This is a genomic window from Saccharothrix isguenensis, from assembly GCF_052936305.1.
This window is the reverse complement of record NZ_CP193626.1, coordinates 2,723,703-2,750,506: the sequence shown is the minus strand read 5'-3', so window position 1 is coordinate 2,750,506 and position 26,804 is coordinate 2,723,703. Positions and strand designations below refer to the sequence as shown.

General features: G+C 69.3%; 24 protein-coding genes. 5 read left to right on the top strand and 19 right to left on the bottom strand.

Translation table 11 applies throughout. The features are described from left to right. Positions 1–80: 80 nt before the first annotated feature. The 3 genes from ACRAKI_RS13045 to ACRAKI_RS13035 form a co-directional block, all read right to left on the bottom strand. Positions 81–1,286: a Cmx/CmrA family chloramphenicol efflux MFS transporter gene (locus ACRAKI_RS13045; protein ID WP_447007328.1), complete on the bottom strand. Its 1,206-nt coding sequence runs from the start codon at positions 1,284–1,286 to the stop codon at positions 81–83. Positions 1,287–1,686: 400 nt separating this feature from the next. Beyond that, entirely contained in the window at positions 1,687–1,950 is a 264-nt protein-coding gene (locus tag ACRAKI_RS13040) for a hypothetical protein (RefSeq protein ID WP_447007327.1), read from the bottom strand. A 10-nt stretch (positions 1,951–1,960) separates the two neighbouring features. Beyond that, positions 1,961–2,776, bottom strand: a complete 816-nt coding sequence (locus ACRAKI_RS13035; protein ID WP_447007326.1) for an SAM-dependent methyltransferase — start codon at positions 2,774–2,776, stop codon at positions 1,961–1,963. A 155-nt stretch (positions 2,777–2,931) separates the two neighbouring features. On the opposite strand from ACRAKI_RS13035, the gene ACRAKI_RS13030 reads away from it, so the two are divergent. Both ACRAKI_RS13030 and ACRAKI_RS13025 read left to right on the top strand, forming a co-directional pair. Beyond that, positions 2,932–4,254, top strand: coding sequence for a cytochrome P450 (locus ACRAKI_RS13030; protein WP_447007325.1), 1,323 nt, complete (start codon positions 2,932–2,934; stop codon positions 4,252–4,254). Between the two features lie 17 nt (positions 4,255–4,271). Continuing rightward, entirely contained in the window at positions 4,272–5,279 is a 1,008-nt protein-coding gene (locus ACRAKI_RS13025) for an alpha/beta hydrolase (protein ID WP_447007324.1), read from the top strand. Positions 5,280–5,411: 132 nt separating this feature from the next. On the opposite strand, the gene ACRAKI_RS13020 is transcribed toward ACRAKI_RS13025, so the two are convergent. Continuing rightward, positions 5,412–5,828, bottom strand: a complete 417-nt coding sequence (locus ACRAKI_RS13020) for a DUF6892 domain-containing protein (RefSeq protein ID WP_447007323.1) — start codon at positions 5,826–5,828, stop codon at positions 5,412–5,414. A 564-nt stretch (positions 5,829–6,392) separates the two neighbouring features. Further along, positions 6,393–7,244 carry an alpha/beta fold hydrolase gene (locus ACRAKI_RS13015; protein ID WP_447007322.1) on the bottom strand — a complete coding sequence of 284 codons (852 nt, stop codon included), beginning with the start codon at positions 7,242–7,244 and terminating at the stop codon, positions 6,393–6,395. A gap of 193 nt (positions 7,245–7,437) precedes the next feature. Between ACRAKI_RS13015 and ACRAKI_RS13010 the strand changes: the two genes are divergently transcribed. Further along, a complete protein-coding gene (locus ACRAKI_RS13010; protein WP_447007321.1) occupies positions 7,438–8,448 on the top strand; it encodes an RNA polymerase subunit sigma-70 in 1,011 nt (336 codons plus the stop codon). A 247-nt stretch (positions 8,449–8,695) separates the two neighbouring features. Here the strand turns inward: ACRAKI_RS13010 and ACRAKI_RS13005 are convergent, their stop codons facing one another. The 11 genes from ACRAKI_RS13005 to ACRAKI_RS12955 all read right to left on the bottom strand — a co-directional run bounded on the left by ACRAKI_RS13005 (position 8,696) and on the right by ACRAKI_RS12955 (position 20,297). After that, a complete protein-coding gene (locus ACRAKI_RS13005; RefSeq protein ID WP_447007320.1) occupies positions 8,696–9,283 on the bottom strand; it encodes a dihydrofolate reductase family protein in 588 nt (195 codons plus the stop codon). 214 nt (positions 9,284–9,497) lie between these two features. Continuing rightward, the gene (locus ACRAKI_RS13000) at positions 9,498–10,163 is read right to left on the bottom strand and encodes a lytic polysaccharide monooxygenase (protein ID WP_447007319.1); all 666 of its coding nucleotides are present in this window, start codon (positions 10,161–10,163) and stop codon (positions 9,498–9,500) included. A 336-nt stretch (positions 10,164–10,499) separates the two neighbouring features. Beyond that, complete coding sequence (locus tag ACRAKI_RS12995) at positions 10,500–10,925, bottom strand: cellulose binding domain-containing protein (RefSeq protein ID WP_447007318.1); 426 nt, start codon at positions 10,923–10,925, stop codon at positions 10,500–10,502. A gap of 18 nt (positions 10,926–10,943) precedes the next feature. Continuing rightward, on the bottom strand, positions 10,944–11,363 hold the full coding sequence (locus ACRAKI_RS12990; protein ID WP_447007317.1) for a DoxX family membrane protein: 420 nt from the start codon (positions 11,361–11,363) through the stop codon (positions 10,944–10,946). Next, a complete protein-coding gene (locus tag ACRAKI_RS12985; RefSeq protein WP_447007316.1) occupies positions 11,360–11,773 on the bottom strand; it encodes a hypothetical protein in 414 nt (137 codons plus the stop codon). The genes ACRAKI_RS12990 and ACRAKI_RS12985 overlap by 4 nt, the downstream gene beginning before the upstream one ends. A 66-nt stretch (positions 11,774–11,839) precedes the next feature. Further along, positions 11,840–12,547 carry a hypothetical protein gene (locus ACRAKI_RS12980; RefSeq protein ID WP_447007315.1) on the bottom strand — a complete coding sequence of 236 codons (708 nt, stop codon included), beginning with the start codon at positions 12,545–12,547 and terminating at the stop codon, positions 11,840–11,842. A 317-nt stretch (positions 12,548–12,864) separates the two neighbouring features. Then, a complete protein-coding gene (locus ACRAKI_RS12975) occupies positions 12,865–15,174 on the bottom strand; it encodes a family 49 glycosyl hydrolase (protein ID WP_447007314.1) in 2,310 nt (769 codons plus the stop codon). 214 nt (positions 15,175–15,388) lie between these two features. Beyond that, positions 15,389–17,116, bottom strand: a complete 1,728-nt coding sequence (locus ACRAKI_RS12970) for a glycoside hydrolase family 13 protein (RefSeq protein ID WP_447007313.1) — start codon at positions 17,114–17,116, stop codon at positions 15,389–15,391. Between the two features lie 19 nt (positions 17,117–17,135). Then, complete coding sequence (locus ACRAKI_RS12965; protein ID WP_447007312.1) at positions 17,136–18,038, bottom strand: carbohydrate ABC transporter permease; 903 nt, start codon at positions 18,036–18,038, stop codon at positions 17,136–17,138. Further along, entirely contained in the window at positions 18,025–18,993 is a 969-nt protein-coding gene (locus ACRAKI_RS12960; protein WP_447007311.1) for a carbohydrate ABC transporter permease, read from the bottom strand. The genes ACRAKI_RS12965 and ACRAKI_RS12960 overlap by 14 nt, the downstream gene beginning before the upstream one ends. A gap of 23 nt (positions 18,994–19,016) precedes the next feature. Further along, positions 19,017–20,297, bottom strand: coding sequence for an ABC transporter substrate-binding protein (locus tag ACRAKI_RS12955; RefSeq protein ID WP_447007310.1), 1,281 nt, complete (start codon positions 20,295–20,297; stop codon positions 19,017–19,019). A gap of 193 nt (positions 20,298–20,490) precedes the next feature. On the opposite strand from ACRAKI_RS12955, the gene ACRAKI_RS12950 reads away from it, so the two are divergent. Both ACRAKI_RS12950 and ACRAKI_RS12945 read left to right on the top strand, forming a co-directional pair. Beyond that, positions 20,491–21,651, top strand: coding sequence for an ROK family protein (locus ACRAKI_RS12950; protein WP_447007309.1), 1,161 nt, complete (start codon positions 20,491–20,493; stop codon positions 21,649–21,651). Positions 21,652–22,339: 688 nt separating this feature from the next. Continuing rightward, positions 22,340–23,800: a protein adenylyltransferase SelO gene (locus tag ACRAKI_RS12945; protein ID WP_447007308.1), complete on the top strand. Its 1,461-nt coding sequence runs from the start codon at positions 22,340–22,342 to the stop codon at positions 23,798–23,800. Positions 23,801–24,228: 428 nt separating this feature from the next. Here the strand turns inward: ACRAKI_RS12945 and ACRAKI_RS12940 are convergent, their stop codons facing one another. The 3 genes from ACRAKI_RS12940 to ACRAKI_RS12930 are packed head-to-tail and all read right to left on the bottom strand — an operon-like array spanning position 24,229 to position 26,802. Then, complete coding sequence (locus tag ACRAKI_RS12940) at positions 24,229–24,891, bottom strand: response regulator transcription factor (protein WP_447007307.1); 663 nt, start codon at positions 24,889–24,891, stop codon at positions 24,229–24,231. Continuing rightward, on the bottom strand, positions 24,888–26,453 hold the full coding sequence (locus ACRAKI_RS12935; protein ID WP_447007306.1) for a sensor histidine kinase: 1,566 nt from the start codon (positions 26,451–26,453) through the stop codon (positions 24,888–24,890). The genes ACRAKI_RS12940 and ACRAKI_RS12935 overlap by 4 nt, the downstream gene beginning before the upstream one ends. After that, positions 26,392–26,802: a hypothetical protein gene (locus ACRAKI_RS12930; protein WP_447007305.1), complete on the bottom strand. Its 411-nt coding sequence runs from the start codon at positions 26,800–26,802 to the stop codon at positions 26,392–26,394. The genes ACRAKI_RS12935 and ACRAKI_RS12930 overlap by 62 nt, the downstream gene beginning before the upstream one ends. Positions 26,803–26,804 lie beyond the last annotated feature (2 nt).

The window sequence follows — 26,804 nt, the reverse complement described above, 5'->3', positions numbered from 1 at the left end:
GGGGGCACTGGGAGATCCGCCGCAGGCCGGGCGGGGCCTGCCGCCGCTCTTCCGGCGGTAGGCCCCGCACCGACCGCCCGTCAGACCGCGGGGGTCTGCGCAGAGGACCGCGCGCCCTCCTCGACCGGCCCACCAGCGGACTTGCCGCGAGCGGCCAGCAAGGCGATGCCGCCGACCACCAGCGCCACGGCCACCATCGCGGCGCTCACCAGCAGCGGCGAGCGGAAGCCCAACCCCGCGCCGATGGCGATGCCACCCAGGGCCGGCCCAGCCGCCGCGCCGACGTTGAACGCGGAGGTGGCGAAACCACCGGCCAGCGTCGGGGCTCCCCTGGCTGAGTAGGAGGCCTGGGCGATGAGCGTCGATCCGACCGCGAACGAGAGCGTTCCCTGGATGAACATGAACGCGAAGCCCACGACCGCGTTGCCCGAGGTGAGGGCGAACAACAACCAGCCGGCGAGCAGCGCGACAGCGCCGAATCCCACCAGCTGGAGGGGCTTGCGGTCGCCGAACCGACCACCGATGGTCACGCCCGCGAACGAGCCGAGGCCGAACAGCAGCAGCGCCAGCGGTACCCAGCTCGACGACAGGTGCGCCACGTCGGTGACCACAGGGGCGAGGTAGGTGAACGAGCAGAAGGTCGCGCCGTTGACGAGGGCGCCCAACACCAGGACGACGACCAACCGTGGAGTGCGCAGCGCGCGCAACTCGTGCAGCGCGCTTGGGGCTTGTCGGTCCGGAGCGGTCAAGGGGACCGCGCGCAGGATGGCGAACACCGGCGGCACGGACAGGATGGCCACGGCCCAGAACGCCGAGCGCCAACCCCACAGCTCACTGATGAAGGCACCTGCCGGCACACCCGCGATGCAGGCGAGGGTGACGCCGCTGAGCAGGATCGACGTCGACCTGCCCTTGTCGTTGGGGCCCACCATGGCCGCAGCGGAGGCCAGGCCGACAGCCAGGAAGCCCGCGTTGGCCAGCGCGGCCACCACACGGGTGACCAACAAGATCTCGAAGCTGTCGGTGAGGGCGCCGATGACGTGCATCACCAGGAAGGTCACCAGGAAGGCCAGCAGCGCGTTGCGGCGCGGCCAACGCAGGCTCAGTATCGCCACCACCGGTGCGCCGACGACCATGCCGACGGCGAAGGCGGAGGTCAGCGATCCCGCAGCCGGGATGGACACGGACAGTTCGTCGGCGATGTCCGGCACCAGGCCGGACAGCATGAATTCCGACATCCCCTGGGCGAAGACCGCCAGCGCGAGGACGTATACGGCGAATGGCATGGAAAGGCTCCACGACTGCTCTGGAAGACCGTGTGTGCGACAAAGCTGCCCAAGCGGCGCTACGGCCGCCGTGGGCGCGACAAGAACCCGGAACGGATCCGGGTGGGAGGTTCGAAACGGTGGCCAGAACCGCAGGGGAGCAGCCCGCGACAGCGGCAGGGCACGGCCCGAGGTGTCAGCGCCAAGTGGGCGCGTACTGCGGAGAACGCCACCGGAGAGGTCCGGTGGCTACCTACTCGCTGCCTCAGGGCTGGACATGCACAACAAGGTAGCAACGCCATTTCGGGAATGTCCAACCGCCACCTGGGTGCGCGTCGCCGGCCGGAACTCGGGCAGCGCCGGAAGTCCCTTGCCGAGGACCTCGACGTGCGCCGCAGTCCGTCCTCCCCGACGCACCCGGTCACGACGACATCCTCGCCGACCGCTCGACCGCCGCGGCGTCGAACGGGTCGATGGTCAGGACCGAGCACAACGCGTCGAGCTGGTCGCGCAGGGCCCGTTCCAGCTCCTCCTTGCGCAGGGAGATCGCCGCGGCGGCGCTCAGCAGGTAGGCCCACGTGCGGGCGAGGAGGTCCCGCGTGCATGCGCCGTCCGGGAGGGCAGGTCGGGGCTGGGGCGCGTGGTCTGGCTGCGACCTCGGTCCGTCCGGCCCGAGGTCGCTCACGACCGTGCGGTCACGGCTTTCGGGCGACCCCGCCGCAGATCACCATGTTCATGCCCGGGGTGTCGGAGAAGTCGCCCGGTCCGACGGGCCGCCACGCCGCGCACCCGACCAGGCCGGGCTCGACCAGGTCGAAGTCCCCGAACAGCGCCAGCACCTGCTCGTGCGAGCGCTCGTTGAGCTGGTCGGCGCTGCGGCTGTCCTTGATCGCGTCCGTCACGTCGGCCAGGCGTCGGTCCTGGTGTTCCGCGGTGACGTGGGTGATCGCCAGGTGGCTGCCGGGGGCCAGCACGTCGCGGTAGGTGGCCATCAGCTGCCACGGGTCGTCCTCGTCCGGCAGCCAGTGCAGCATCATCAGCACCAGCAGGCCGATGGGCCGGTCGAAGTCGAGCAGCCGTCGGGTCTCCGGGTGGCCGAGGATCGCCTCGGGGTCGCGCATGTCGGCGTGCACGACGGCCGCGCGGTCGTTGTCCGCCAGCAGCAGCTCGCTGTGCGCCACCGCGATCGGTTCCTTGTCGACGTACACGACCCGGCACTCCGGGTCCGCCGCCTGCGCGACCTCGTGCACGTTGGCCACGGTGGGAATGCCGGAGCCGATGTCGAGGAATTGGGTGATTCCCTGCCCGATCATGTACCGGACGGCCCGACCGAGGAAGGCCCTGTTCACGCGCGCCGCGGAACGGGCGTCGGGCATGATGGCCTCGACCTGGGTCGCGAGCCGGCGGTCCACCGCGAAATTGTGGGCGCCGCCCAGCAGGAAATCGTAGGTGCGGGCCATGTTCGGCACCGAGATGTCGACGCTCGGGGGAACCCACTCCGGTTGCACCACTGCGAACACCCCTTCGGTAGAGGCATCATCCTAACCACGGGGCCGATTGCGTCATTGCGCCACCCGAGTGTGCGCAGTCACCCGATCGGGCACTGTCAAGCTCATCCGAACGGATTCTATTGTGATCCGTCCCGTCAACTAGGCGAGGAGCGGACATGCCCGTCCCGGTTGCCCCGGGTCGCCTTCCACTGCTGGGCCACACCGTGTCGATGTTGCGCCGCCGGCACAAGTTCACCGCACTATTGCGGAATCACGGCGACGTCGTCCGGATTGACCTCGGAGGGATGCGCACCTATTTTGTGACGAATCCTCGACTAGTCCACGACCTGCTGGTCGTCAAGGGATCGTCGTTCAGGAAGGGCGCGTTGTTCGACAGGTTCCGGCCGATCTTCGGCAACGGTCTGGCCAACTCGGACGGTGAGGTTCACCAGCGTCAGCGCCGAATGGTGCAGCCCGCGTTCCACCGCTACCGCATGCCCCACTACGTCGAGACCATGGCGCGCGCCGCGGCCGACTGGACGGCCGACTGGCGCCCCGGCGAGGTGCGCGTGCTCGAAGAGGACGCGCAGGCTCTCGCCGTCACCGTCGTCGGGGAGGCGCTGTTCTCCACCGAACTGGGCAGGCACGCGGTCGAAGAGGTGCGCCGGTCGCTGTTCACCGTGCTCAAGCAAGGCATGATCCGCGCGCTGTCGCCGTCTTTCGTCGAGAAGCTGCCCCTGGCCGGCAACCGCGCGTTCGACGAGGCCGTCGCGCGCATGCGGGCGATCGTGCTCCAGGTCGTGCGCGGCTGGCGGGAGGACGGCGTCGACCGGGGTGACCTGCTGTCGGTGCTGCTGATGGCCCAGGACCCGGACACCGGCGCGGGCATGTCCGACGATCAGGTGCACGACGAGGTGATGACGCTGCTCGTCGGCGGCGTCGAGACCACCGCGCTGGCGCTGGCCTGGACGTTCCACGAGCTCGCCCGGCACCCGGAGGTCGAGCGCCGCGTCCACGCCGAGCTGGACGAGGTGCTGGGCGGGCGCACGCCCACCTTCGCCGACGTCGGCGACCTGGTCTACCTCAAGCGGGTCGTCAACGAAGTGCTGCGGATGTACCCGGTGTGGTTCCTGATGCGGCGCACGGTGGCGCCGGTCGAGCTGGGTCGCGTGGCGTTGCCCGAGGGCGCCGAGGTGATCTTCAGCCCGCACGCGCTGCACCACGACCCGGCGTCGTTCGCGGACCCCTACCGCTTCGACCCCGACCGGTGGTCCCCCGAACGCGCCGCGGGGATCCCGAAAGGCGCGTTCGTCCCGTTCGGCGCTGGTGCGCGCCAGTGCGTCGGGAACCTGTTCGCCCACACCGAGCTCGTCGTCGCCGCCGCCACCGTCGCGGCGCGGTGGCGGCTGGTCCCCGTGCCGGGCAAGCCCGTGCGGGTCAAGTTCACGTCCGCCGCATACCCCAGCGGAATGCTGATGACGGCGGTTGCCCGAAACTGAGTTGGAGGTTGTTCTCCGTGGGTTGGTTGCGTTTGCGTCGGATCGGCGCCGTCGTGCTGCTCGCCGCCGGGATCGGTCTGACACCCGGCACGGCCGGCGCGGCGGAGGTCACGTGCGAGGACGTGAGGGTGCCGGTGAGGATCGGCCTGGCGGCGCACTCGGTGCACGGCCGGTTGTGCGTGCCGCGGGGTGCGACGACGCTCCAGGTGCTGGTGCCCGGAGGCACGTACAACAGCGCGTACTGGGACATCGGGCACGCCTCCGAGACCCGGTCCTACCGGCAGTCCATGAACCGGGCCGGCATCGCGACCGTCGCCGTCGACCGGCTCGGCAGCGGGCGCAGCTCCAAGCCGCTGAGCATCCTGCTCACCCTCTCCACGCAGGCCAAGGCGGTGCACGCGGTGGTCCAGTCGCTGCGGCCGCGGTTCGACCGGGTCGTGCTCGTCGGCCACTCGGTCGGCTCGGCGGTGGCCACGACCGAGGCGGTCAGGTACCGCGACGTGGACGGCGTGGTGATCACCGGGCTCACCCACCAGATCAACCTCCCGGGCGCCGTGCCGGTGTTCACCACCCTGGCCCCGGCCGCGCTCGACCCCCGGCTGAAGGGCTTCGGCCTCGACCTCGGCTACCTGACGACGATCGCCGGTTCCCGGCACTCGTCGTTCCACGCCCCCGGGGTGCCGGAGCGCGGCGCGCTGGACTTCGACGAGGCCACCAAGGACGTCGTCACGCCGACGGAGACCGTGAGCACCGTGCTGATCAGCCAGCTCATCCCGGTGTCACGGCGGATCACCGTGCCGGTCATGGTCGTCATGGGCGGCGGCGACGGGAACTTCTGCGGCCCACCGCTCGGCGCGGACTGCTCGTCCAGCGAGGCGTTGCGCGTGTCCGAGGGGCGGTTCTACGCACCCGAGGCCCGGTTGAGCACTTACGTCGTCCCCGGTTACGGGCACTCGCTCAACTTCTCGCCGAACGCGCCGGGTTACCACCGGGCGGTCGCCGAGTGGACGAACGGGATCGGCTGACGGGCCCCGGCCTGCCGCTGTGCCGCCCGCGCCTCGACACGCCTTGTCGGTGGGTCGAGGCAGAGAGTGAACTCGACGCACCCGAAGCAGATGAGGTTCGCGCTCTGCTGTACCCCAGCGGTGGCGGCCGGTTCAGAGCCAGTCTGCCTCGATCCCGCGGGCACGCAGCGCCTCCAGCGCCTCCTCGTTGCCCGTGTAGAGCAGTGTCATCGACTTCAGGTTGGGAAAGTGCCGCAGGTCGGCGAACTCGTCGACGTCGAACAGTCCGTCCTCGCCGTCCCAGTTCGGCGCGATCTCGAGGTAGATCTCGTTGCCGCCGTCCATCTCGATCGCGGTGACCTTCTCCGCGAGCTCGACGGGGACCGCGAGCGCCTCGAAGTAGGCCAGAGCCTCAGGCACCGCCTCGACGCTCCCGCCGTCGTAGGTGAAACCCTGCTCGGCGGCGTACTCGCGCAGGTCGAACCTCGGCAAGAGGTCCTGGTTGTACATCAGCTCTTGGACCACGGCGAGCTTGAAGTTGGCGTCGGCGAACGGAATCGGTTGACTCATGCCCGAACCGTATAGGCGGTGATGACACCGCCATCCGGGGAGTCGTCTTGCCCTCGACCCACCCGGCGGTCGGGGCGGTGACGGTGCCCCTGACCGGCCGACGTCGAGCGGACTGGTTCCACCGCTCGACGTCGGCTGCCGCACCGAGCGTGCTACAGCCACCGCTCCACGAGGTGCCGGGGCGTGTCGTGCGGCACGTACCGGATGTCCCCGACCCGCTGCACGAGCCGTCGGCGAATCCGCTCTCGGCGCTCAACAGCTCGCAGAGCCGCCCCACCGCCTGGTCCACGGCGACCTTGGTCGGCGCGAGGAACAGGCGATACCGGTGTCGACGACTCACAAGGGTGACACCGGAGGACCAAGCGGAGGATCGTGCCGCGTTGTGCGCGAGATGAGGCCGGAGCGGACCGCCATCATCCGTACTGACGTTGTCCCCGCCCTTTCCGAAGTATCCTCGATCTCAGTGGACCGGGTGCGCACGATCACCTCGCGCCCCCGTAGTGATGGTTCCAGGACAGCCGCCTGGCGTCGTGGGAACGGGGGCACGATGGTGGATGGCAGGGGTCAACTGCTGCGGGACATCACCAGCCCGGCGAGCACGGTGGCGGCTTCCTCCGGGTGGACGAGCGGCCCGAGGTGGCTGGTGTGGAGGCTGTGCACGTCGAACGGGTTGTCCGGCGTCAGGGCGTCCGCCTCGTGGATGAACCGGTCCTGCAATTCGATCGGCAGGGATCGGTCCGCGGTGAGCCGGATGTAGGTGTGCGGCAGGCGGCTCCAGACGGTCGGGGCGACGCGGTCGTCTCCCGAGTCCAGGCTGTCGTCCGGCTCCAGGGTGTTGAGGGCGGCCAGGAACTCCGATTCCGTGCCCTCGGCCAGTAGCGCGGTCTTCAGCTTCGTCAGCACGGCCGGGTTCGCGGTGCGCCAGTTCAACCGGAACGCCCCGAGGTCGGCCGGGTCGGCGGCGAGTACGTCACCGAGGTCGTTGAGGAGGCTCGACGCGTTCTCCGGCTCCGCCATGTACCCGGCGGCGCCCAGCTCGACGCAGCACCACGCGGACAGGTAGACCACCCGGTGAAGCAGGTCGGGCACCGCGTTCGCGACCGATGTCACGGTCATCCCTCCCCGGCTGTGCCCGACCAGCACGACCGGTCCGAGTTCGGCCGCCCGCCGCACCACGTCGATGACGTGCGCGACGGCGTCGGCGTGGCTCACCCGTGCCGCGCCGGCCGGCGCGGTGGCGAGCGCGGCAGGGTCCTGAGGTGCTTGGTACGCCGCCGTGAACGTGGCGCCGAAGCCGTGACCGGGCAGGTCGACGGCGAGTGCCCGGTGGCCGCGCAGCGTCAACTCGCGGGTCATGGGCGCCCAGTGGAACGAGTTGCCGCCCGTGCCGTGGACGAAGACGAAGATCGAGTTCATGCCGCGATCCTCACATCCGGCCGTGACCGGGTCCGCAGCACGCTGCCACCACCACCGCTCACGACGGCCGCATCAACACGCCGGCGAGGCTCAATGAACCTGATGACCCCCGCTGTGACCGGAACCGATCAGAAATCCTCCGCCACGCCGTCAGTTCTGGTAACCCCTCGCACCGGTGGAAGGATTGACGACCATGACCGACGCCAGACCGTTGGACGCCGACGAGGCCACGTTCATCGCAGCGGCCCGCTCAGGCGATACGGCGCGGTTCGCGCTGGTCACGGAGCGCCACCGGCGTGAGCTGCAGGTGCACTGCTACCGGATGCTCGCGAACTACGAGGACGCCCAGGACATGACGCAGGAGACGTTCCTGCGAGCGTGGAACAAGCGGGAGTCGTTCAAGGGCCACGCTGCGCTGCGGACCTGGCTGTACCGGATCGCGACGAACGCCTGCCTCGACTTCCTGGACAAGCGCAACGACCGCACACCCGTACCGACGTCCGAGCTGCCGGACTCCGGCTCCGAGGTGCTGTACCTGCAGCCGTACCCCGACCGGATGCTCCCCGAGGACCCGCAGGAATCGGTGGTGGCGCGGGAGACGATCGAGCTGGCGTTCATCGTCGCCGTGCAGCACCTGCCGCCGCGGCAGCGGGCGGTGTTCATCCTGCGCGACGTCCTCGGCTGGCCGGCGTCGAAGGTTGCCGACGCCCTCGACCTGACCGTCGCATCGGTGACCAGCGCACTGCAACGGGCGCGCGTGACGATGCGCGAGCAGCTACCCGACCGCCGCCTCGACTGGCGCAGCCCCACCACCCACCAGCTGTCGAACGACGAGCGCGGCGTGGTGAAGTCCTACATCGACGCCCATGAGCGCAACGACCTCGACGGGCTGATGTCCCTGCTGCGCGACGACCTGCGCTTCGCGATGCTGCCCGAGTCGGGCACCTCGGTCATGACGGCCAAGGACGCGGTGGACGGCTGGGTCACCGGTGGGCTCTTCCAGCGCGGCTACGACGACTGGCGCTGTACCGCCACGACGGTCAACCGCATGCCTGCCGCCGTGCTGTACCGCCGCACCCCCCACGACCCGGAGTACCGGCTATTTGCCACCGCGGTCCTGCACATCGTCGACGGGAAGATCGCCGAACTCACCGGGTTCGACGCCACCGACACACCATGGCTGGACCTCCCCCCGACACTGTGATCACCCACGCCCATCGTCGACGAGTCCCGCGCACGGGCCGCCGTCACCGGAGTCAGCGCGGCATGAGCACCCCGACCGCCCGGACACCGACGCGACAACGCGGAGACCACCGCCCCGCCGGGCATCGCCGGCGGGGCTTCCTCATGCCCGAAGGGGCCGGGGATGGCTCCCTCCTAGCCGAGGGTCATGGTGAGCACGCCAGGACGGATTTCGACCTGGCCCCACGAGCCGAGCATCTGGCCCGTGCTCATCGCCTCCTCTCGTATCGGGTCAGCACCACGCCGCCGGGAAACGTCCGCGTCTCCACCAGGTTCAGGTTCACCCAGCTGTCCAACGCGGTGAAGAACGGCGTGCCACCGCCCACCAGGACGGGGTGGGTGACCACGGCGTACTCGTCGATCAACCCGGCCCGCATGGCAGCCCCCGCGAGCGTCGCGCCGCCGATGCCCATCGGGCCACCGTCCTCGGCCTTGAGCCGGGTGATCTCGGCGACCGCGTCGCCGGTGACGACGCGGGTGTTCCAGTCGACCTTGTCGACCGTCGAGGAGAACACCACCTTCGGCGTGTCCCGCCAGTTCCGCGCGAACTCGACCTCCGCCGGGGTGGCGTCGGGCTGCTGATCGCCGGTCGGCCAGTAGGAGCTCATCGTCTCCCACAGCTTGCGCCCGTACAGCGTCAGATCGCTCGCCCGCTCCCGGTCGAGCCACCACTGGAACAGCTCGTCGCTCGGCCCACCGTGCGCGCCGGCGTCCCCGGCGCTCCAGCCGATGTCATCGCCGGTCGCGGCGATGTAGCCGTCCAGGGTCACGTTCATGCCGAAGATCAGTTTCCGCATCGTGCCAGCCTCCAGTGAGTCGATCTCACACGTACAGACGGGCGCGGCGCGGAAACCTGATCGGTGCTCGAGGGTTCGACACACCCTCTACGCGCTGGTGTTCCTCGAACACCACACCAGGCGGTGGCCTGACTCGTGCGCCGCTCCCCTGCCCGGTCGGCCCCGGCCCTCGGAAGCGGGTGTTTCCGAGGGCCGGGCTTCAGGACGGAGTTGTTCAGCCGAAGTCGACGTCACTGCACAGGAAGTACTTCTGGTCCATGTGCGACGCCTTCCAGATCGTGATGACGACGTGGCGGCCGGTGTAGCCGGAGGTGTTCACCTCGGTCTTGTAGTCGAGTTGGGACGGGTACCTGCCGGTCTGCTTGATGAAGTCGAGGTTGTTCCAGCTGATGGTCGACGTGGCCGGGTCGAAGCCCTGCTCGGTGATGTAGATCTTCAGGTAGTCGGCGCCGTGCCGGGCCACGTCCTGGACGTGGACGGTGAAGGTGCTGCCGACCTTGGTCATCCGCCACGGCCCCGGGTTGTCCATCGGGCCGTACCTGCCCATCTCCGCACGCCCGGCGCTGCAGATCTGGCCGTTGGGGACGACTCGCTCCAGGTCCTCGCCGAGGTTGTTGGCGTACAGGGCGTTCCAGTTGTACATCGCACCCGGGCTCTGGTGCCACGCGATGTAGCACATGGGGTCCTGCTCCTGCATGCCCGGAGCGTCGGGGCCGGACCAGCGGGTGGCGCAGCCGTAGTTGCGGGTCGGTGGGTCGATGACGGTGCCGTGCGCCGAGGCGCGGGTCGGTTGGAAGGCCATCAGTGAGGCGACGACGGACAGCAGCACGGCGATGTGCAGGGCCGTCCGGCGTCGGGGCGCCGACAGTGTGACGTGCATGGATCAGTCCTCCGTGTACTCGATGCGTGTGGTGCGTCCACCGGGACGAGCGGCTTGGCTGTGGTGATCACCTCTCTCGTCTCGCGCCGACCCGTTGGCGGTTGCCGAGCTCGGACAGCGACCACCGGCCCGGACCGAGGACCGCGATGAGCAGGAACGCCCAGCACGCCGAAGAGGGTGGCTTGGCGAAGAGGGAACTGGGCCGCCCACGGTGGCGTCGTCGCAGATCAGTCCGTGACGACGCCACCGCTCTTGCGGGAGCGGGGTCGCAGGCCGCCACCGGCGACCCCGCTCACCCCTGCGCGGTTCGGGCCGGGCAGGGGTGTCCTGAGTGCTTCAGGCGGGTGTGCCGTCGACCGTGAGCGCGGTCGGCACGGTCGCGTTGCCCCAGCCGATGATCACCGAGTCACCCGGGCCGATCCGGGCGTTGTGGCCCTCGTTGCGGACGGTGACCGCCTGGTCGGACTGGGACCAGTGCACCGACCAGCCGCCGGCCAGGGGTTGATCGCCGCTGAAGGAGAAGGCCGGCACCCACTCGTTGATCTGGGCGGTACCGGTGTTGGTGAAGGTGATCTCGGCGGTGAAGCCCGAACCCCGGTCACTCTGGAGGTCCGGGCGGTGCACCTCCGACACCTCGCCGTCCCGCAGGGTGTACCGGACCTTGCTCTCCAGCGTCTTGGAGGTGCCGAAGCCCTGCTCGTTCGCGGGCGCCCAGGTCAGTGCGGTCGCGCCGCTCGCCACTCCACGTCGTGCGGATCGCATGTGCCACCTCGTTGTGGTCTATTTCCTTGCGCCGGCCAAGTCTTCGGACTGTTGCGGCTGATCACTGGCCATGAGCACCAGGCACGCGGTGATCAGCACGAGGTTCTTGACGACGAACTCGCCCTCGGTGGTGAGCAGCAGCGGGTTGCCCGCCTGGAACGCCGCCTGCGGCTGGACCACCAGCACCAGGAACGTCCCCGACAGGTGGACCAGGGCGACCGCCGCCACCCAGCGCAGTCGGCGGCCGAGCCACAGTGCCGCGCCGAGCGCGATCTCCGCCGATCCCAGCGAGAGCAGCAACAGGTCGCGGTCCAGCCAGGGCACGGTGCGGGCGACAAGGTCGGCGACCGGTGTCAGATCGGTGACCTTGAGGGCACCGAACCAGACGAACACCAGGCCGAGCGAGCCGCGCAGCCGCGTCACCGCGCGGGTGGTCACGGTGCACCGCAGGTGGTGGTGTCGACGGGGTCTACGCGCCACTGCCCGTCGTGCAGGCGCAGCAGGTGCTCACCGGCGCGGTCGCCATGTCGCCAGGCGACCCGGGCGAGGTCCGGCCCGTCGGCGACGACGCCGAGCACTTCGTAGGGGACTCCGGGTGCGCAGCGCGCGAGCCGGTCGGCGAACGCCTCCCGCGGGTCGCGTTGCTGGGCGTCGGCGGTCCACATGCCCCACGCCGTGGTCGGGTCGCCGCCCGAGAGCAGGCCGAGGTAGGTGGTGGCGACTCCGCGCAGCCGCGCGGCGTCCTCCGCCGTCATCGAGTGGTGCTGGTGGTGCGAGTGGTGGGGTTCGCCGGACGCGCATCCGGCGGCGACCGCGACGGTCAGGGCGAGGCAGACAGCGGTTCTCACGTGGGTCCTCCCGGGGGTGGCCGGGCAGCGGCCCCGCGTCGTTGCGGGGCCGCCACCCACCTGGCGTCAGTTGCCCAGGCGCTTGGTGCCGTACTGGGAGATCCAGTGGTTGCCGCCCACGTTCATGTCCGCCAGGACCTCGACGGAGTCGCGGGTGGCTTCCAGGCTCATCGAGCCCTGGTTGGAGCCGGCCAGCTCGTAGGTCCACGTCTGCCCGACCGGGATGGTGCGGTCGGCCAGCGGCACGTCGTGGAACCCGAGCCGGATGATGTAGTGCGACTCGCCGTTGCCGCGCGGGACCTCGACGTAGTCCTGCTGCGGGTGCCCGTACTGGATGGACGCCCGGTAGTGGTGGTCCACCGAGCCCGAGGGGGCGCGGAACTTGAGCACCAGGCAGTCGGTGTGCACGGGTGAGCTGCTGGTGTTGGTGAAGATGAGCTTGCGGCTGCCGTAGAACGTGCCGCCTTCGAGCTGCGCCTTGACCGACAGACCGACGTTGCTCTTGAAGCCGGTGTTCAGCGGCTCGTCGAGGATCGGGTTGCGGCTCGGCACGGGGTAGTCCGTGCCGACCCGGCACCGCTCCAGCGGTGAGCCGTCCACCGACGACGGACCATCCGGGTACTGCTGGCCGTGGGCCGCCGGTCCCGCGCTCACGGGGGACGTGACCGCGACGACGTTCGCGCTCGCGGGCAGCGAGGACACGACGAACGCCGCGGACAGCGCGAGACCGGCGACCCCGGTCGCGGACCATGCCGTCTTGGCCGACTTCTTCATGGGTGTGCCTCCGTCAGGATCGGAAGGAAGCACCGGGGGAAAGAGTGTCCCGCCGGGGCTTGGTACACCGTGGCGGCGGCTTCTTCAGGCTATCGGCTCTGACTTTTCGTTGTCAATGAAGGAACATCCGAGCGACACGCTCGGACTAATCAGTCCGTCTATTGTGGATCCAACGGAGGAAGACGTTTCCTGTACACGGGTTCAGCGGATCGTCACATTTGACAAGCAGTCGATCTACTGTGGACAGCGGCAGGTTTGGACACCGGTGACCGCCGGCTGCGCACAGGGTGCGCACCGGCGGCCACGTGAGGGTCCCGTCAGCCGGTCATGGTCCACTTCTGGCTGTTCCAGGTGCCGCAGTCCCACAGGTGCAGGCGGGCGCCGTCGGCGGTGCTCTGGCCTTCGACGTCCAGGCAGCGGTTGGACTTGAGGTTCTTCAGGGTGCCGTTCGACTGGAAGGCCCACTTCTGGCTGTCCCAGGTGCCGCAGTCCCACAGGTGAGCTTTGGTGCCGTTGGCGGTGGCGCCGCCTTCGACGTCCAGGCACTTGCCGCCGGACTTCAGCTGCTGCCCTTCGAGCGCCCAGGTCATGGAGGGGGCGGTGGCGCAGGTCCACTGCTGGATGGCGGTGCCGTTCACCGTGCCGCCGCCCGCGCGGTCGACGCACTTGGCGGTCGCCCCGTTGACGATCCTGCCACCGGTCACCGGGTCCGGCCCGGGACCGGGGTTGTTGCCGCCGGGGCCCCACGCGTTCCAGTTGTCCCAGGTCTCGGCGTCGAAGCCGATCCGACCGAGCTGGTCCGCAGACCAGTTGGTGCCGGCCTTGTCGATGACAGTGCCGCCGACGGTGTAGTTCTCCAGCTTCAGGCCGCGGCTGTCACGCGTCTCGTTGCCCAGGGTCACCTTCTGCCCGCTGCTGTTGCTGTACCGCTTGAGGAGGCTCACCTGGGATGACGGGTCCAGGTGGCTCCAGGCGTCGATCTTGAGGTTCTTGACGTGGATGTTCTCGGTGCTGGACAGGGCGAAGACGCGGATCGCGCAATTGGTCATGCCCTCGACGGTGATGTTCTCGAAGGTCATGTTCTTCACCCACGTACTGGGGTTCGCCGTGGTGGTCGAGCCCATGTTCTCCCAGTGCGAGGAGGAGTTGAGGATGCAGGTGTTGTACTTGACGTCCTTCCAGTACATCCGGTTGTGGATGACGTGGGTGTTGCTCACCCGCACGTTGTCGATGTTGCGAGGCGTCCAGCCCCACTGGATGACGGGGCCGTTCTCGTTCTTCCAGATGACGGTGTTGTCGATGGTGACGTCGCTGTGGTACATCTTCAGCACGTCGTCGTTGGCGTTGAAGAACGTGTTCTTCATGGTGCTGCCGCGGTACAGCTCGATGCCGTCGGTCTGCCAGTACCAGGAGCCGACCTGCTTGTAGTTCTCCACCCGCATGCTGAACGTCTGCTCGTCGCCGTAGACGACGAACGAGTGGTACGGCGGCTCGTTGATGGTCACACCCTGCAGGTCCAGGTGCTGCTGCCGACCGTGCGCCGACTCGAACTGCAGCATCTTCACGCAGGTCGAGTGGCAGTTCGAGGAACCGGAGAGGTGGTTGTAGTTGTTGGCGGTGTCGGCCTCGTAGACGTACTGCTCACCGGAGAGCACGCCGTAGCCAGTGACCTTGTACAGGCCCTGGCTGTCATCGGGGAAGCGGATGGCGCCCTTCACGTACGCCCCGGGCGCCAGGTAGACCCACTTGACCTGCTTGGGCAGCAGCGCGTGGTACTTCGAGGTCATGTAGTAGGTGCCGGGCCGGAAGTACACGATCTCCTCGCTGATCGTGTTCAGGTTGGTGACCTGCCCCTGCGGCGGGTAGTAGGTGCTGCCCGAGGCCGAGGTGGGGACCAGCCGGTCACGGTCCGTGCCCGTGGGCGCCGGTTCGGCGAAGACCATCATGGAGTTGCGCGGCTCGGTGTGGATGGCGCGGTTGCCGTTGCCCGACGAGGTCGTGAGCTTGCCGGCGTCGGTGGCCGGACCCGACATGTCGTTGTACGCCGTGTACAGCTGCGGGTCGAACTCGACCGAGAAGCGGTAACCCGCCGAGCTGTAGGGGACCTTGATGCGCACGGTGTCGCCGTCGACGAGCTGCTTGGCGAAGTTCAGGCTGCTGGGCTTGATCTTGACCTGGTCGGCCGAGGAGATGCTCTGGCCGGTGCGCAGGGAGACGTCGACCCACACGTCGGTGGCGTACTGGAAGGTCGACCAGCTCATAGTCAGGTTCGCCGACGAGGAGAACTCCGCGCCGTCCTCCTTGGTGTAGCCGATCTTCCCCTTGCCGCTGCGCGCGATGCTCATGTACGCGAACGAGTCGTACCTGGTCGCCGGCGCCGCAGCGGTGGCCACCTGAACGTCGTAGAACGACGAGCGCCTGACCTTGTCGCTCGCCACCGGGCTGCTGGTGTTGAACTCGTGGTTGTCGTGCCACCACGTCTTGAGCTGCTCGCTGTCGACGGTGGAGACCGCGGCCTGGGCCGGTGGTGCCCCCGCGCCCACCCAGGCCGGCGCAACGGCGCCGACCAGGGCGAGCGCCAGGCCGGCGGCGAGCGCCGCCGGCCTGCTCATTCGTGCTGTGGACATGCCGAATTCCTCTTCTCATCATTGGGAAGGGATGCGTCACCCTGGATTCACAGGGAACGCCGAAGCGCCGACCTGAACGGAACAGGAGACCGGAGGTTTCGAGGCGCGGTGCGCGCGAAGCGCTTCCGTTCCAGGCTAGCGACCCGGTATTTTTGGTGTCAATAGAAAAGATTGAGCAAGATGAATCCGTGCGGCGTTGCAGTCCATTGTGCACTTACAACAGGAAAACGTGTGCCGACCAGGGTTCCAGTACGATCCGGCCGTGCACGACGGACACGGGCTCCACATTGGACAGGATCGGGTTTGCGGCGGACCGCTCACCGTCCAGGACGGCGGTCTGCGGTGTGCCGCTGAGGTTCGCCACGATGAGGAGTCGGGTGTCGTCCAGGGTCCGTTCATAGGCGTAGACGTACGGGTCGTCGGGCAGGAGCATGCGGTGGTCCCCCAAGGCGACCACGGGGAGCCGGTGACGCAGATCGATCAGCCTGCGGTAGTGGTTGAACACCGAACGCGGGTCGTCGTACTGCGCTTGGGCGTTGAGCCAGGAATGGTTGGGATTCACCCTGATCCACGGCTCACCGGCGGTGAACCCGGCGTTCGGGCTCGCGTCCCACTGCACCGGTGTCCGTCCGTTGTCGCGGCCCATCGCGCGCAGGCCGCGCAACACCGACTCCGGCTCGCCACCGGCGGCGACGGCCTCGGCGTAGTGGTTGAGCGATTCGACGTCGCGCATCTCGTGCACGCCGGCGAACGGCGCGTTCGTCATCCCCAGCTCCTCGCCCTGGTACACGAACGGCGTGCCCCTTTGCAGGTGCAGCACGGTGGCCAGCGCGGTCGCCGACTCGCGCCAGAACCGGCCGTCGTCGCCGAACCGCGACACCACGCGCGGCTGGTCGTGGTTGTTCCAGTACAAGCTGTTCCAGCCGACGTCGGCCAGCGCCGTCTGCCACCGGCCCAGCGACGCCTTCAGGTCGCGCAGGTCCAGCGGCTTGGGGTCGAACTTGCCGCCGGGGCCGTGGTCGAGCGACACGTGCTCGAACTGGAACACCATGTCCAGCTCGCGCCGCGCAGGATCGGTGAACAACCGGGCCTGCTCCCAGGTAACGCCCAGCGTCTCGCCCACGTTCAGCAGCTGACCGGGTCGTCCCTCGAACACCTCGCGGTGCATCTCCTGGAGGAATTCGTGGATGCGCGGACCGTTGCTGAAGTGCGGGAACCCGTCGCCAAGTCCACCGGTGCCGGTGGTGGCGCCGTCGGGCAGGGCGGGGTCCTTGGAGATCAGGTTGATGACGTCCATCCGGAAGCCGTCCACGCCCCGGTCCAGCCACCAGCGCATCATCGCGTAGACGGCGTGGCGGACCTCGGGGTTCTCCCAGTTCAGGTCCGGCTGCTTGCGGTCGAACAGGTGCAGGTAGTACTCCCCCGTCGTCTCGTCCAACGTCCAGGTCGGACCGGAGAAGAAGGACTCCCAGTTCGTCGGTTCGGCACCCGGTTGTCCCGCTTCGAACCCCTCTCGCGGCGGACGCCACCAGTACCAGTCCCGCTTGGGGTTGTGCGTGGAGGAGCGCGACTCGACGAACCACGGGTGCTCGTCGGAGGTGTGGTTGACCACCAGGTCCATCACCAGCTTCATGCCCCGTGCGTGCACCTCGGCCAGCAGCCGGTCGAAGTCCTCCAGCGTGCCGAACACCGGGTCGATCGCCTGGTAGTCCGAGATGTCGTACCCGTTGTCGGCGTGCGGCGAGGCGTAGACGGGCGACAGCCAGATCACGTCGACGCCCAACCGCTCCAGGTGGTCCAACCGCGACGTGACGCCGTTGAGGTCACCCACACCGTCACCGTCGGAGTCGGCGAAGCTGCGCGGGTAGACCTGGTAGACCACGGCCGAGGTCCACCACGGGGCGGTGCCCACCGTCGTGGTCACTGTCTGTTCGAGAGTCATGGATGTCCTTCGTGGGGTGTCATTTGACCGCGCCGAGGTTCACGCCACGCATGAGCGTGCGTTGGAAGAGCAGGAAGAACACCAGTGCCGGGAGGATGCCCGCCAGCGACGCGGCGGCCAGGGCCGTGGGGTCGCTGGTGTACTGGCCGCTCAACGCGCCGAGCGCGACCGACACGGTCTGGTTGTCCGCCGACGGCAGCAGCACCAGCGGCAGGAAGAAGTCGTTCCAGGTCCAGATGAAGAAGAACGTCATCAGCACCGCCATCGTCGGCCTGGTCAGCGGCAGCACCACCAGCCGCAGCACCTGGAACCGGCCGGCGCCATCCAGTCTCGCGGCTTCCAGCACCTCCGGCGGGAACGTGCCGAGCACCGAGGACAGCATGTAGGTGCCGAAGGCGCTCTGGAGCACGGCCAGGATGATGATGACGCCGGTCATGGTGTCGTAGAGCCCGAGGTCGCGCGTGAGCACGAACAGCGGGTAGACCAGGGCCTCCTGCGGGATGGTGAACGCCAACATGAACAGCGCGAGGATCCAGATCCGGCCACGGATGCGGCCGATGCCGATGGCGAACGCGGACAGCAGGCTCAGCGTCACCGCGATCAGCGCCACGCTGCCGCTGATCACGACGCTGTTGAGCAGCTTGCGGTTGAAGTCGACGCCGCCCCAGAAGTCCACCAGGGCGGAGAAGTCCAGCTCGGTGGGCAGCGAGACCGGGCCGTTGGCGATGTAGTCCGGCGCGGGCTTGAACGCGTTGATGACCGCGATCCAGAACGGGAACAGCATCAGCAGTCCGACCCCGGCGACCAGGGCGAGCACCACCCAGCCGCTCACACCGCGCTTGCGGCGCTTGACCCGGCGCACGGAGGGCTCGGAGGGGTGCGTGACGGTCACGGCCGGTTTCTCCAGGCTATCCACGGCCATCTTCGAACCCTTCGGAGTTGCGGGTCTGGTAGCGCAGCAGCGCCACCGCGACGACCGAGATCATCAGCGCCAGCACGGACGCCACCGCGGCGCCGTAGCCGACTTTCGTCGTGGTGAAGAAGCTGGAGAACGAGAAGTAGGCGGGCACGATCGTGCTGGTGCCGGGACCGCCGCGGGTGAGGACGAAGATCGGCGCGAACACCTTCAGCGCCGCCACCGACGTGGTGATCAGCACGACCGCGATCTCCGGTCGGAGCTGGTTGAGCGTGATGGTGCGGAACTGCTGCGACCAGCTCGCGCCGTCCAGCTCAGCCGCCTCGTACAGCGCCGGGTCGACCCGGGAGAGCCCGGACATGAACACCACCACGGTGTAGCCGACCTGGAGCCAGACCAGCACGTTCATCACCGCGTAGATGGCCAGGTCGGAGTCGCCGAGCCAGTTCTGCGCCAGGCCGCCGAGCCCGAGGTCGCGCAGGGTGGTGTTGATGATCCCGTACTGCGGTTGGTACATCCACTTCCACAGCACGCCCGCGACCGCGATCGGCAGGATCTGCGGCAGGTAGTAGGTGGCGCGCAGGAAGCTCGCCACCTTCGAGCCGAACTTGGGCGAGATATAGTTGAACAGCACGGCCGCGACCAGGACCCCGATGGCTGTCGGCAGGATCGCCATGGCCACGATGAACGCCACGCTGTGCCGGAACGACGCCCAGAACAGCGGGTCGCCCAGCAGCCGCTGGTAGTTCTCGAACCCGATGAACACCGGGTCGCCGACACCTCTCCAGGAGGTGAGGCTGTACCAGAGGTTCATCCCGAACGGCACGGCGACGACGGCGAGGAACCCGACCGCGCCCGGCAGGATGTACCACCAGTAGCCACCCCGGCGTTCGGACGCGCTCTTGTGCCGCGCGGTGGTGCGCGAGGCTGTGGTCAGCGAGGCTGTGGTCAGCGAGGACATGGCGATCCTTTTCCGCGGCGGTTCTAGGCGGTCGGCTTGCCGGCGTCGTAGGCGGCCCTGATCGCCTCGACCACCTGCTGCGGGGTCGCGTCACCGCCGACGAGGTTCGTGGTGTTGGCCAGCAGCACGTCGTTCAGGCCGGCGACCGGCCAGTCCGGGTACCAGGCCAGCCCGCCCTTGTCGCCCGCCAGCAGCTCGGTGAACCGGTCGCCGACCAGCAGGCCCATCGCCGAACTCGCCGAACCGGGCTCGGACGCGACCGGCACGCCGCCCTTGTCGGCCAGGAAGTTCTGCACCTCGGGCCGCTGGGTGATCTCGATGAAGTCGTAGGCGAGGTCCTTGTTCTTCGCCTTCGCGGGCACGACCCACAGGTTGCCGCCGGAGCCGGGGTGCAGCTTGTTGCCGGGGAACAGGAACTGGTCGGTCTTGAACGTGGGCTGCTCGGCGATCTGGCCGGCCCACCAGGTGCCGGAGACGAACATCGGGTACTGGCCCGCGATGAACGCGTTGCCCGCGTCCTGGGCGGGGATGCCGGTGGAGTCGGTGCTGATGTACTTCTTCTCCACCCACTGGCGCATGGTCGTGGCGGCCTTCTCCCAGGCGGACCAGTCCACCTGGCCGTCGAACCGCTGGTAGGCGGCCAGTGACTTCTCGTCCATGTGCGCCAGGGCCAGCGAGTACAGGAGGTGCGGGCCGGGGTAGTCGGCCGAGCCCAGCGCGAGCGGCGTCACGCCCTTGTCGGCGAACGTCTTCAGCGCGTTCTCGAACTCCGCCAGGGTCGTCGGCACCTGCACGTTGTTCTGGACGAACAGGTCCTGGTTGTACCAGACGCCGACGTACTCGCCGTAGTTCGTGACCCCGTACCGCTTCCCGGACCCCATGAGCCCGTTGTCGTCGTACAGCCCGACGTGCTGGGCGGTGTTGTCGAGCTTCCAGTTCCGACTCTGGGCGACCTCGGACAGGTCGGTGAGCAGGCCCGCCTTGGCCACGACGCCGGCGGTGGCGTTGCCCTTCAGGTACTCCAGCACGTCGGGGGTGTCGTTGGAGTCCAGGATGAGCTGGCCCGACTGCTGCATCTGCTCGTAGGTCTTGAGCTCCTGCTTGACCGTGACGCCCGGGTGCTCCTTCTCGAAGATCGAGACGGCGTGCTTCCAGGCGGCCGACAACGCGCTGTCGTCGGTCTCCCACCACCACACCTTGAGCGTGTTCGGGTCTCCGGAGTCACCCCCGCTCGAACACCCGGTCATCACCAGGGCCAGGGCCGCGGCCACTGCCGTGACCAGTCGTACGGGGTGCTTGCGCATGTCGATCCTCCAGAGTCGCGACGGCGGCGTCGCCTTGCCCGAGGTTTTCTTTGTCGCAACATTAACGGTGAGAGGACTGTAACGCGTCAACCCGCTGCTAGTCACGTTTTCGTCACGCACAAGGTGTTGCCAGCTAGTTTCGTCGCGGTACTATTGCGGTCCGGTTACCCCCGACCTCGACGAGGAGCGCACGGTGCTCGACGCCGCATCGCCCTGGGCACCCCTGTTGCCGTCCGCACGGCGCGTGACGCTGGAAGTCCTGCTCCACGGACCGCTGGCGCGCTCCGAACTGGCCGATCGGCTGGGCCTGTCGACGGCGAGCCTCACCCGGCTCACCAAGCCGTTGATGGACGCCGGCCTGCTGCGGGAGGTCGAGACGCCCAACCTGCGCGGCGGCGGCCGTCCGCTCCAGCCGCTGGACGTCGACCCCGACGTGCAGCGGTTCATCGGCATCAAGCTGGCCGGATTCCGCGCCTACGGCGTGCTGACCAACCTGCGTGCCGACATCCTCGACAGCGCCACCGTCGACATCACCGACCAGTCACCGGAGGCGGTGGTCGGCCGGATCGCCGAGCTGGTCACGGCGTTGGACGACCCGGCCCGACCGGTCGCCGCCATCGGCATCGGCATAGGCGGCGTGGTCCGCGACTTCGCCCGCGTGCAGCGAGCGGTGTTCCTGCACTGGCAGGACCTCGACCTCGGCGCGGCGGTCGGCCGGGCCACCGGCAGGCCGACGGTCGTGTCCAACGACCTCGACGCGCTGATGGCGGCCGAGCACTGGTTCGGCGACGGGCGCGACGTGCAGAGCTTCGCCGTGCTCACCATCGGCGCCGGTGTCGGCGGCGGGCTGGTGATCCACGACCGGCTCGTCAGCGGCCCGGACTCCGGTCTCGGCCTGCTCGGCCACTTCCCCGTCGACCCGCTCGGCCCGTCCTGCCCGGAAGGGCACCGCGGCTGCGTGAAAGCCCTGCTCACCACCGACGCCATCCAGTCACAGGCGGCCCTCACCCTGGGCCGGTCGGTCACCTACGACGAAGTGCTCGACCTGGCCGAGGCCGGCAACGCGGTCGCCGACCAGATCGTCGGCCGGGCCGCGCACGCGTTCGGCACGCTGATCGCGGCCGTCGCGAACATCGCCCAGCCGGAACGGGTCATCCTCACCGGTGAGGGCATCCGGCTCGCCCAGGTCGCCGAGATCCGGGTCCGCGCCGCTATCGCCCAAGCCCGGCACGCCGAGGCGTCGCCGATCGACCTGCGCCTGATCAACGACGACCCGACGCTCTGGGCCCGCGGCGCCGCCGCGGTGTCCATCCAGCGCACCGTCGTCGCCGCCCTGCCCCAGCGAACCCCCTGACCCCACAGCACGACCACCCCGGCGCGAGCGCTCGCCGCCACCGGCTTCCGGCTCCTGACAGCAAGACCCACTGGGACAACCGCTTCCCGTCGACCAAGGAGTTCGTTTCGGCGGCGGCGCGAACGAGCGGAGCTTCGACCTGCCCAGCCGCGACACCGACACCCGCGATCCCGACACGATCGACGTCATCACCGGTGACGCCGACCAGGCCGCCGTCCTCGACTGGCCCACGACCAGCCCGGTCGTCCTGCCCTTCGTGGACTCGCGGCCCTGAAAGCGGCGGGCGCGGGCACCAGGTCGTGAACCGGTGCCCGCGCCCGCCTCCCACGTTGACCAAGAGCGCGCCGGCACCCGTGTCCGCGCCGAGGCCCATGTCGGCGAGGGCGCCGATGTGGTTGTCGCCATCAAGGTCCGGAACGCCGAAGACCTCCTGGACCGCGTGTTCCGGCACTACGCCGTGCTGCCCGCGGACTCGCGGGAGGGCTCCCGCTCACGCAGGTGTGGATCCTCATGGAAGAGGCCGGATGACGACAGCTGACCGACCACCCGCGCAAGTAGACGCGGGAAAGGGCGCTCTCGAACACCGACCTGCCGGATGACACCACGATCGCCGGAAGCACGCGCCTGGACGACCTCGTGGTTCCCTCTGCACCGGTACAGGCCAGCGGCACGACGTACCGTGTACAGCGTGAGCACCGCACCGACCGTCACCCTGGGCGACCGCTTCGCCCGGGAATTCCCGGAGATGGCTCTCGCCTGGCAGGCCGAGCAGGCTCCCGCACCGCGCCTGCTCGTTCTCAATGAGCGACTGGCCGCGGAGCTCGGGCTGGACGTCGCGTGGCTGCGTGGCGCCGAGGGCCTCCGCCTGCTCGTCGGCGAGCACGTCCCCGACGGCGCGACTCCGGTGGCGCAGGCCTACGCCGGACACCAGTTCGGGCACTACGCCCCGCGGCTCGGCGACGGTCGCGCCCTGCTGCTCGGCGAGGTCGTGCACGTCGACGGTGAGCCGCGCGACCTGCACCTCAAGGGCTCCGGGCGCACGCCGTTCTCCCGTGGCGGCGACGGCTTCGCCGCAGTCGGTCCGATGCTGCGCGAGCACGTCGTCAGCGAGGCGATGCACGCCCTCGGGATTCCGACGACCCGCTCACTGGCCGTGGTCGCGACCGGCCGGCCGGTCCGACGTGAGACCGTGCTGCCGGGAGCCGTGCTCGCCCGCGTCGCCCGCAGCCACCTGCGCGTGGGCAGCTTCCAGTACGCCAGGGCCACCGACGACGTGGACCTGCTGCGCCGCCTGGCCGACCACGCGATCGCCCGCCACCACCCCCGCGCCGCGCGGGCCGAACGCCCGTACCTCGCGCTGTTCGAGGCGGTGGTCGCGGCCCAGGCCGCGCTGGTGGCGCGGTGGATGCTCGTCGGGTTCATCCACGGTGTCATGAACACCGACAACATGACGATCTCGGGCGAGACCATCGACTACGGACCGTGCGCGTTCATGGAGGCGTTCGACCCGGCCACCGTGTACAGCTCCATCGACCACGGCGGGCGCTACGCCTACGGCAACCAGCCGCGCGTGGCCGAGTGGAACCTCGCGCGGCTAGCCGAGGCACTCCTCCCCCTGTTCGCCGACGACGAGGAGCAGGCGATCGCCCTGGCGGTCGAGGCGCTCGGCACGTTCCGCGGGCGGTACGACGACTCCTGGTCCGCCGGCATGCGGGCCAAGCTCGGCCTGCCCGACGACCTCGACCACGCGGTGAGCGGGCCCCTGGTCGAGGATCTGCTCACCCTGCTCCAGGACAACCGCGTCGACCACACGTCGTTCTACCGCCGCCTGGGCACGGCGGGTGACGGCACCGGGTCACCCGCGCGTGAGCTTTTCCTCGACCTCGCCGCGATCGACGGCTGGTTGACCCGCTGGCGGGCCCTCGAACCGGACGCCGCCGCGATGAGCCGGGTCAACCCCGTCTACATCCCCCGCAACCACCTCGTGGAAGAAGCCCTCGACGCCGCGACCGAGGGCGACCCGCGCCCGCTCGAACGACTCCTGGACGCGGTGACCGCCCCCTACGACGAGCGCCCCGGCCTCGACCGCTACGCCGAACCCGCCCCGACCGAATTCGGCGCCGCTTACCAGACCTACTGCGGCACCTGAGGTCCGCCCGCAAGGCGTCCCCGGCACCAACGGCCGTCCGCAGCAGGCCGGACCAGTTCACGGACCGCATCGGCGATCAAGCGCGACACCGACGCCTCCTGGCGGCGGTTCTCCGCACCCAGGCCGCGAGCCCTGCGGCCTGCACCTGCGGGCGGTGCTGAACCTCTACGCGAACCACTACAACCACCGCAGACCACACCGAGCACAGCAACTCGCACCACCACGACCGGACCAACCGATCGCAGAACCGGGCTGCACCTCGATACGCCGCCGACCAGTCCTCGGCGACCTGATCAACGAGTACGAACCCACAGCAGCCTGAAGCGCAGGTCAGGCAGCGGTGGCCGACCTCTGCGCCCCACAGGCCCGGCTCGGTGAGGTCGCGGTGACCGGGGCCGGCCCGTTCCTTGCCCGGAGCGCTCGACGGGTCAGCGGCCGAAGGCGTAGCCAACGCCGCGGAGCGTGGTGATGCGTTCGGGGCCGATCTTGCGACGCAGGGCGCGCACGTAGACGTCCACGATGTTCGAGCCGGGGTCGAAGTCGTAACCCCAGACGTGGGACAGGATCTGTTCACGAGACAAGACTTGGCCCGGGTGGCGCAGGAAGAGCTCGAGGAGGACGAACTCGCGCGCGGTCAGGTCGACGGTCCGCTCCGCCGCTTGGGCGCGGCGCGTGCGCAGGTCCAGCGACAGGTCACCGGACCGCAGCACGGTCACCTCGGGCACGCGATCCGCCGGCCGCAACCGCAGCCGCACGCGCGCCAGCAGCTCCTCGAACCGGAACGGCTTGGTCATGTAGTCGTCCGCGCCGCCCTCCAGCCCCGCGACGGTGTCGTGCACGGAGTCACGGGCGGTGAGGATGATGACCGGTGTCGTCACGTTCGCCTCGCGCAGCATGCGCAGCACGGTGAACCCGTCGCGGCAGGGGAGGCCGATGTCCAGGACCATCAGGTCGAAGCCGCCGGTGAGGGCGTAGTCCACGGCGGTGACGCCGTCGGTGACCACGGTGGTGGAGAAGCCGCTCGCCGCCAGGCCCTTCTGGACGAACGACGCGATGCGCTCCTCGTCCTCCGCGACCAGGATGCGGTTCACCGGTCCCCTCCAGGCAGTTCGATGCCGAACGTGGCGCCCTCGCCGGGCGTGGACACCAGTTTGACCATGCCGCCGTGCGCTTCGGCGATCGCCCGCACGATTGCCAGGCCGAGTCCGGCGCCGGCGCGGTGGGCCGCCGCGCCGTCGGTGGAGCCCCGGGCGAACCGGTTGAAGATCACCGCGCTGTCCTCGGGGCTGACGCCGGGGCCGTGGTCGGTGACCCAGAACGACACCTGCCCGTCGAACAGCGCGGAGCCGACCAGCACCCGGTCGCCGGAGGACGTGTGCTGCACGGCGTTCTGGGCCAGCTGCACGACGGCTTGCGTTACGCGCTGCGGGTCCAGCATCGCGACGCCCTCGCCGATGCCCTCCAAGCGCCAGTCACGGTCGCCCAAGGCGCGCAGCTTGACGTAGATGTCGCTGGTCAGCTCGGCGATCTCGACGGGTTGGAGCTGCACGAAGTCGGGTCGCTCGGCCTTGGCGAGCACGAGCAGGTCGGCCACGATCCGGTTCATCCGGTCCAGCTCGTCCGTGCACAGCCGCACCACTTCGGCCCTCTCACCCGGGTCATCGCCCATCAGTTCCAGGTGCCCGCGCACGATCGTGATCGGGGTGCGCAGCTCGTGACCGGCGTCGTCGACGAACCGCCGCTGCGTGGCGAACGCCTGCTCCAACCGGTCGAGCATCAGGTTGAACTGCTCGGCCAGAGCGGCGATGTCGTCCCGTCCCCGCACCGGGATGCGGCGGGTCAGGTCCTCCTCCGTGATGGACGCGGCGGCGCGGTGAAGCAGGCGCACGGGCGCGAGAATCTGCCCGGACACGATCCACGCCGCGAACCCGGCCAACAGCAGCCCGACGCCGCTGACGAGCACCAGCGTCCGGATCGTCTCCTCCACCTCGGCGCGGTCGCGGTCGATGAAGTAGCCGACCACGAACACACCGCGGTCGTCCGGGCCGCCGGGGCCTTCCACCCGCACCTTCACCCACCGCATCTCACCGACCGGTGTGGCGGACGTGCCACTGGGGCCTTCGGCGGCGAGGATCGGCTCCAGCACCTCGGTGCTGTCGCCGAGCCGGAAGGGCTCGGCCCGGTCCTGGAGCAGCCGTTCGCCGCTCGCCACCCAGCCGACGATCACCTCGTCGTCGTCGGGGTGTTGGCGGCGCAAGTGGTTGAACAGCAGTTCGCGGGCGGTGCGGAAGGGCTGTTGGGTGGCACGGTCGACGCCTTCGCGCGCCACGCCCGCGAGTTCGGCGGCTTCCTGCTCCAAGGCGGCGTTGACCTCGTCGCTGACCCGTTGGAGGAGCAGGTTGTACGTGACAACGGTGACCGTGCCCGACACCACGGCCATGAGCGCCATCATCCAGCTCATGATCCGCAATCGGGCGGGGATGACGAGCCTGCGCCGGGTGGCGGGCGCGGCGCCGAGGGGTGGCGTCGCGCCCGCCGGCGCAGCGGTGGGTCGCGTGGGCGGCCCACCGCCTGGCTTGTCGATCTCCTGGCTAGTCGTCACCGTCGTCGTCTCCGCCACCCGACCCGTCGTCACCACCACCGCCGCCGTCATCGTCGTCGTCGGATCCGACACCCGTGCCCGTGCCGACGCCCGTGCCGTCGTCACCCGGTCCGTCATCGGGTTGGGTCACGGGCGGCGCGGGCGGCACGATCCGCGGTGGCGGCTCGGGCGCGGCCGGCGGCGGCGCTTCGGTCGTCGGAACGGGGGTCGTCGGAACTGGGGTCGTCGTGGTGGTCGTCCCGGCCACGGCCGGTGCGGTGCGTGCCGGCATCTCGCCGATCCGCACCGTCGCCGGCACGTCGGGGCTCTCGTCGTCGGCCATCGCGAAGCTCGCCAGGACCGCGCCCATGGGCACGGCGACCACGGCGGCGAGGACCGCGAGCCTGGTAGATGGCGTCATGA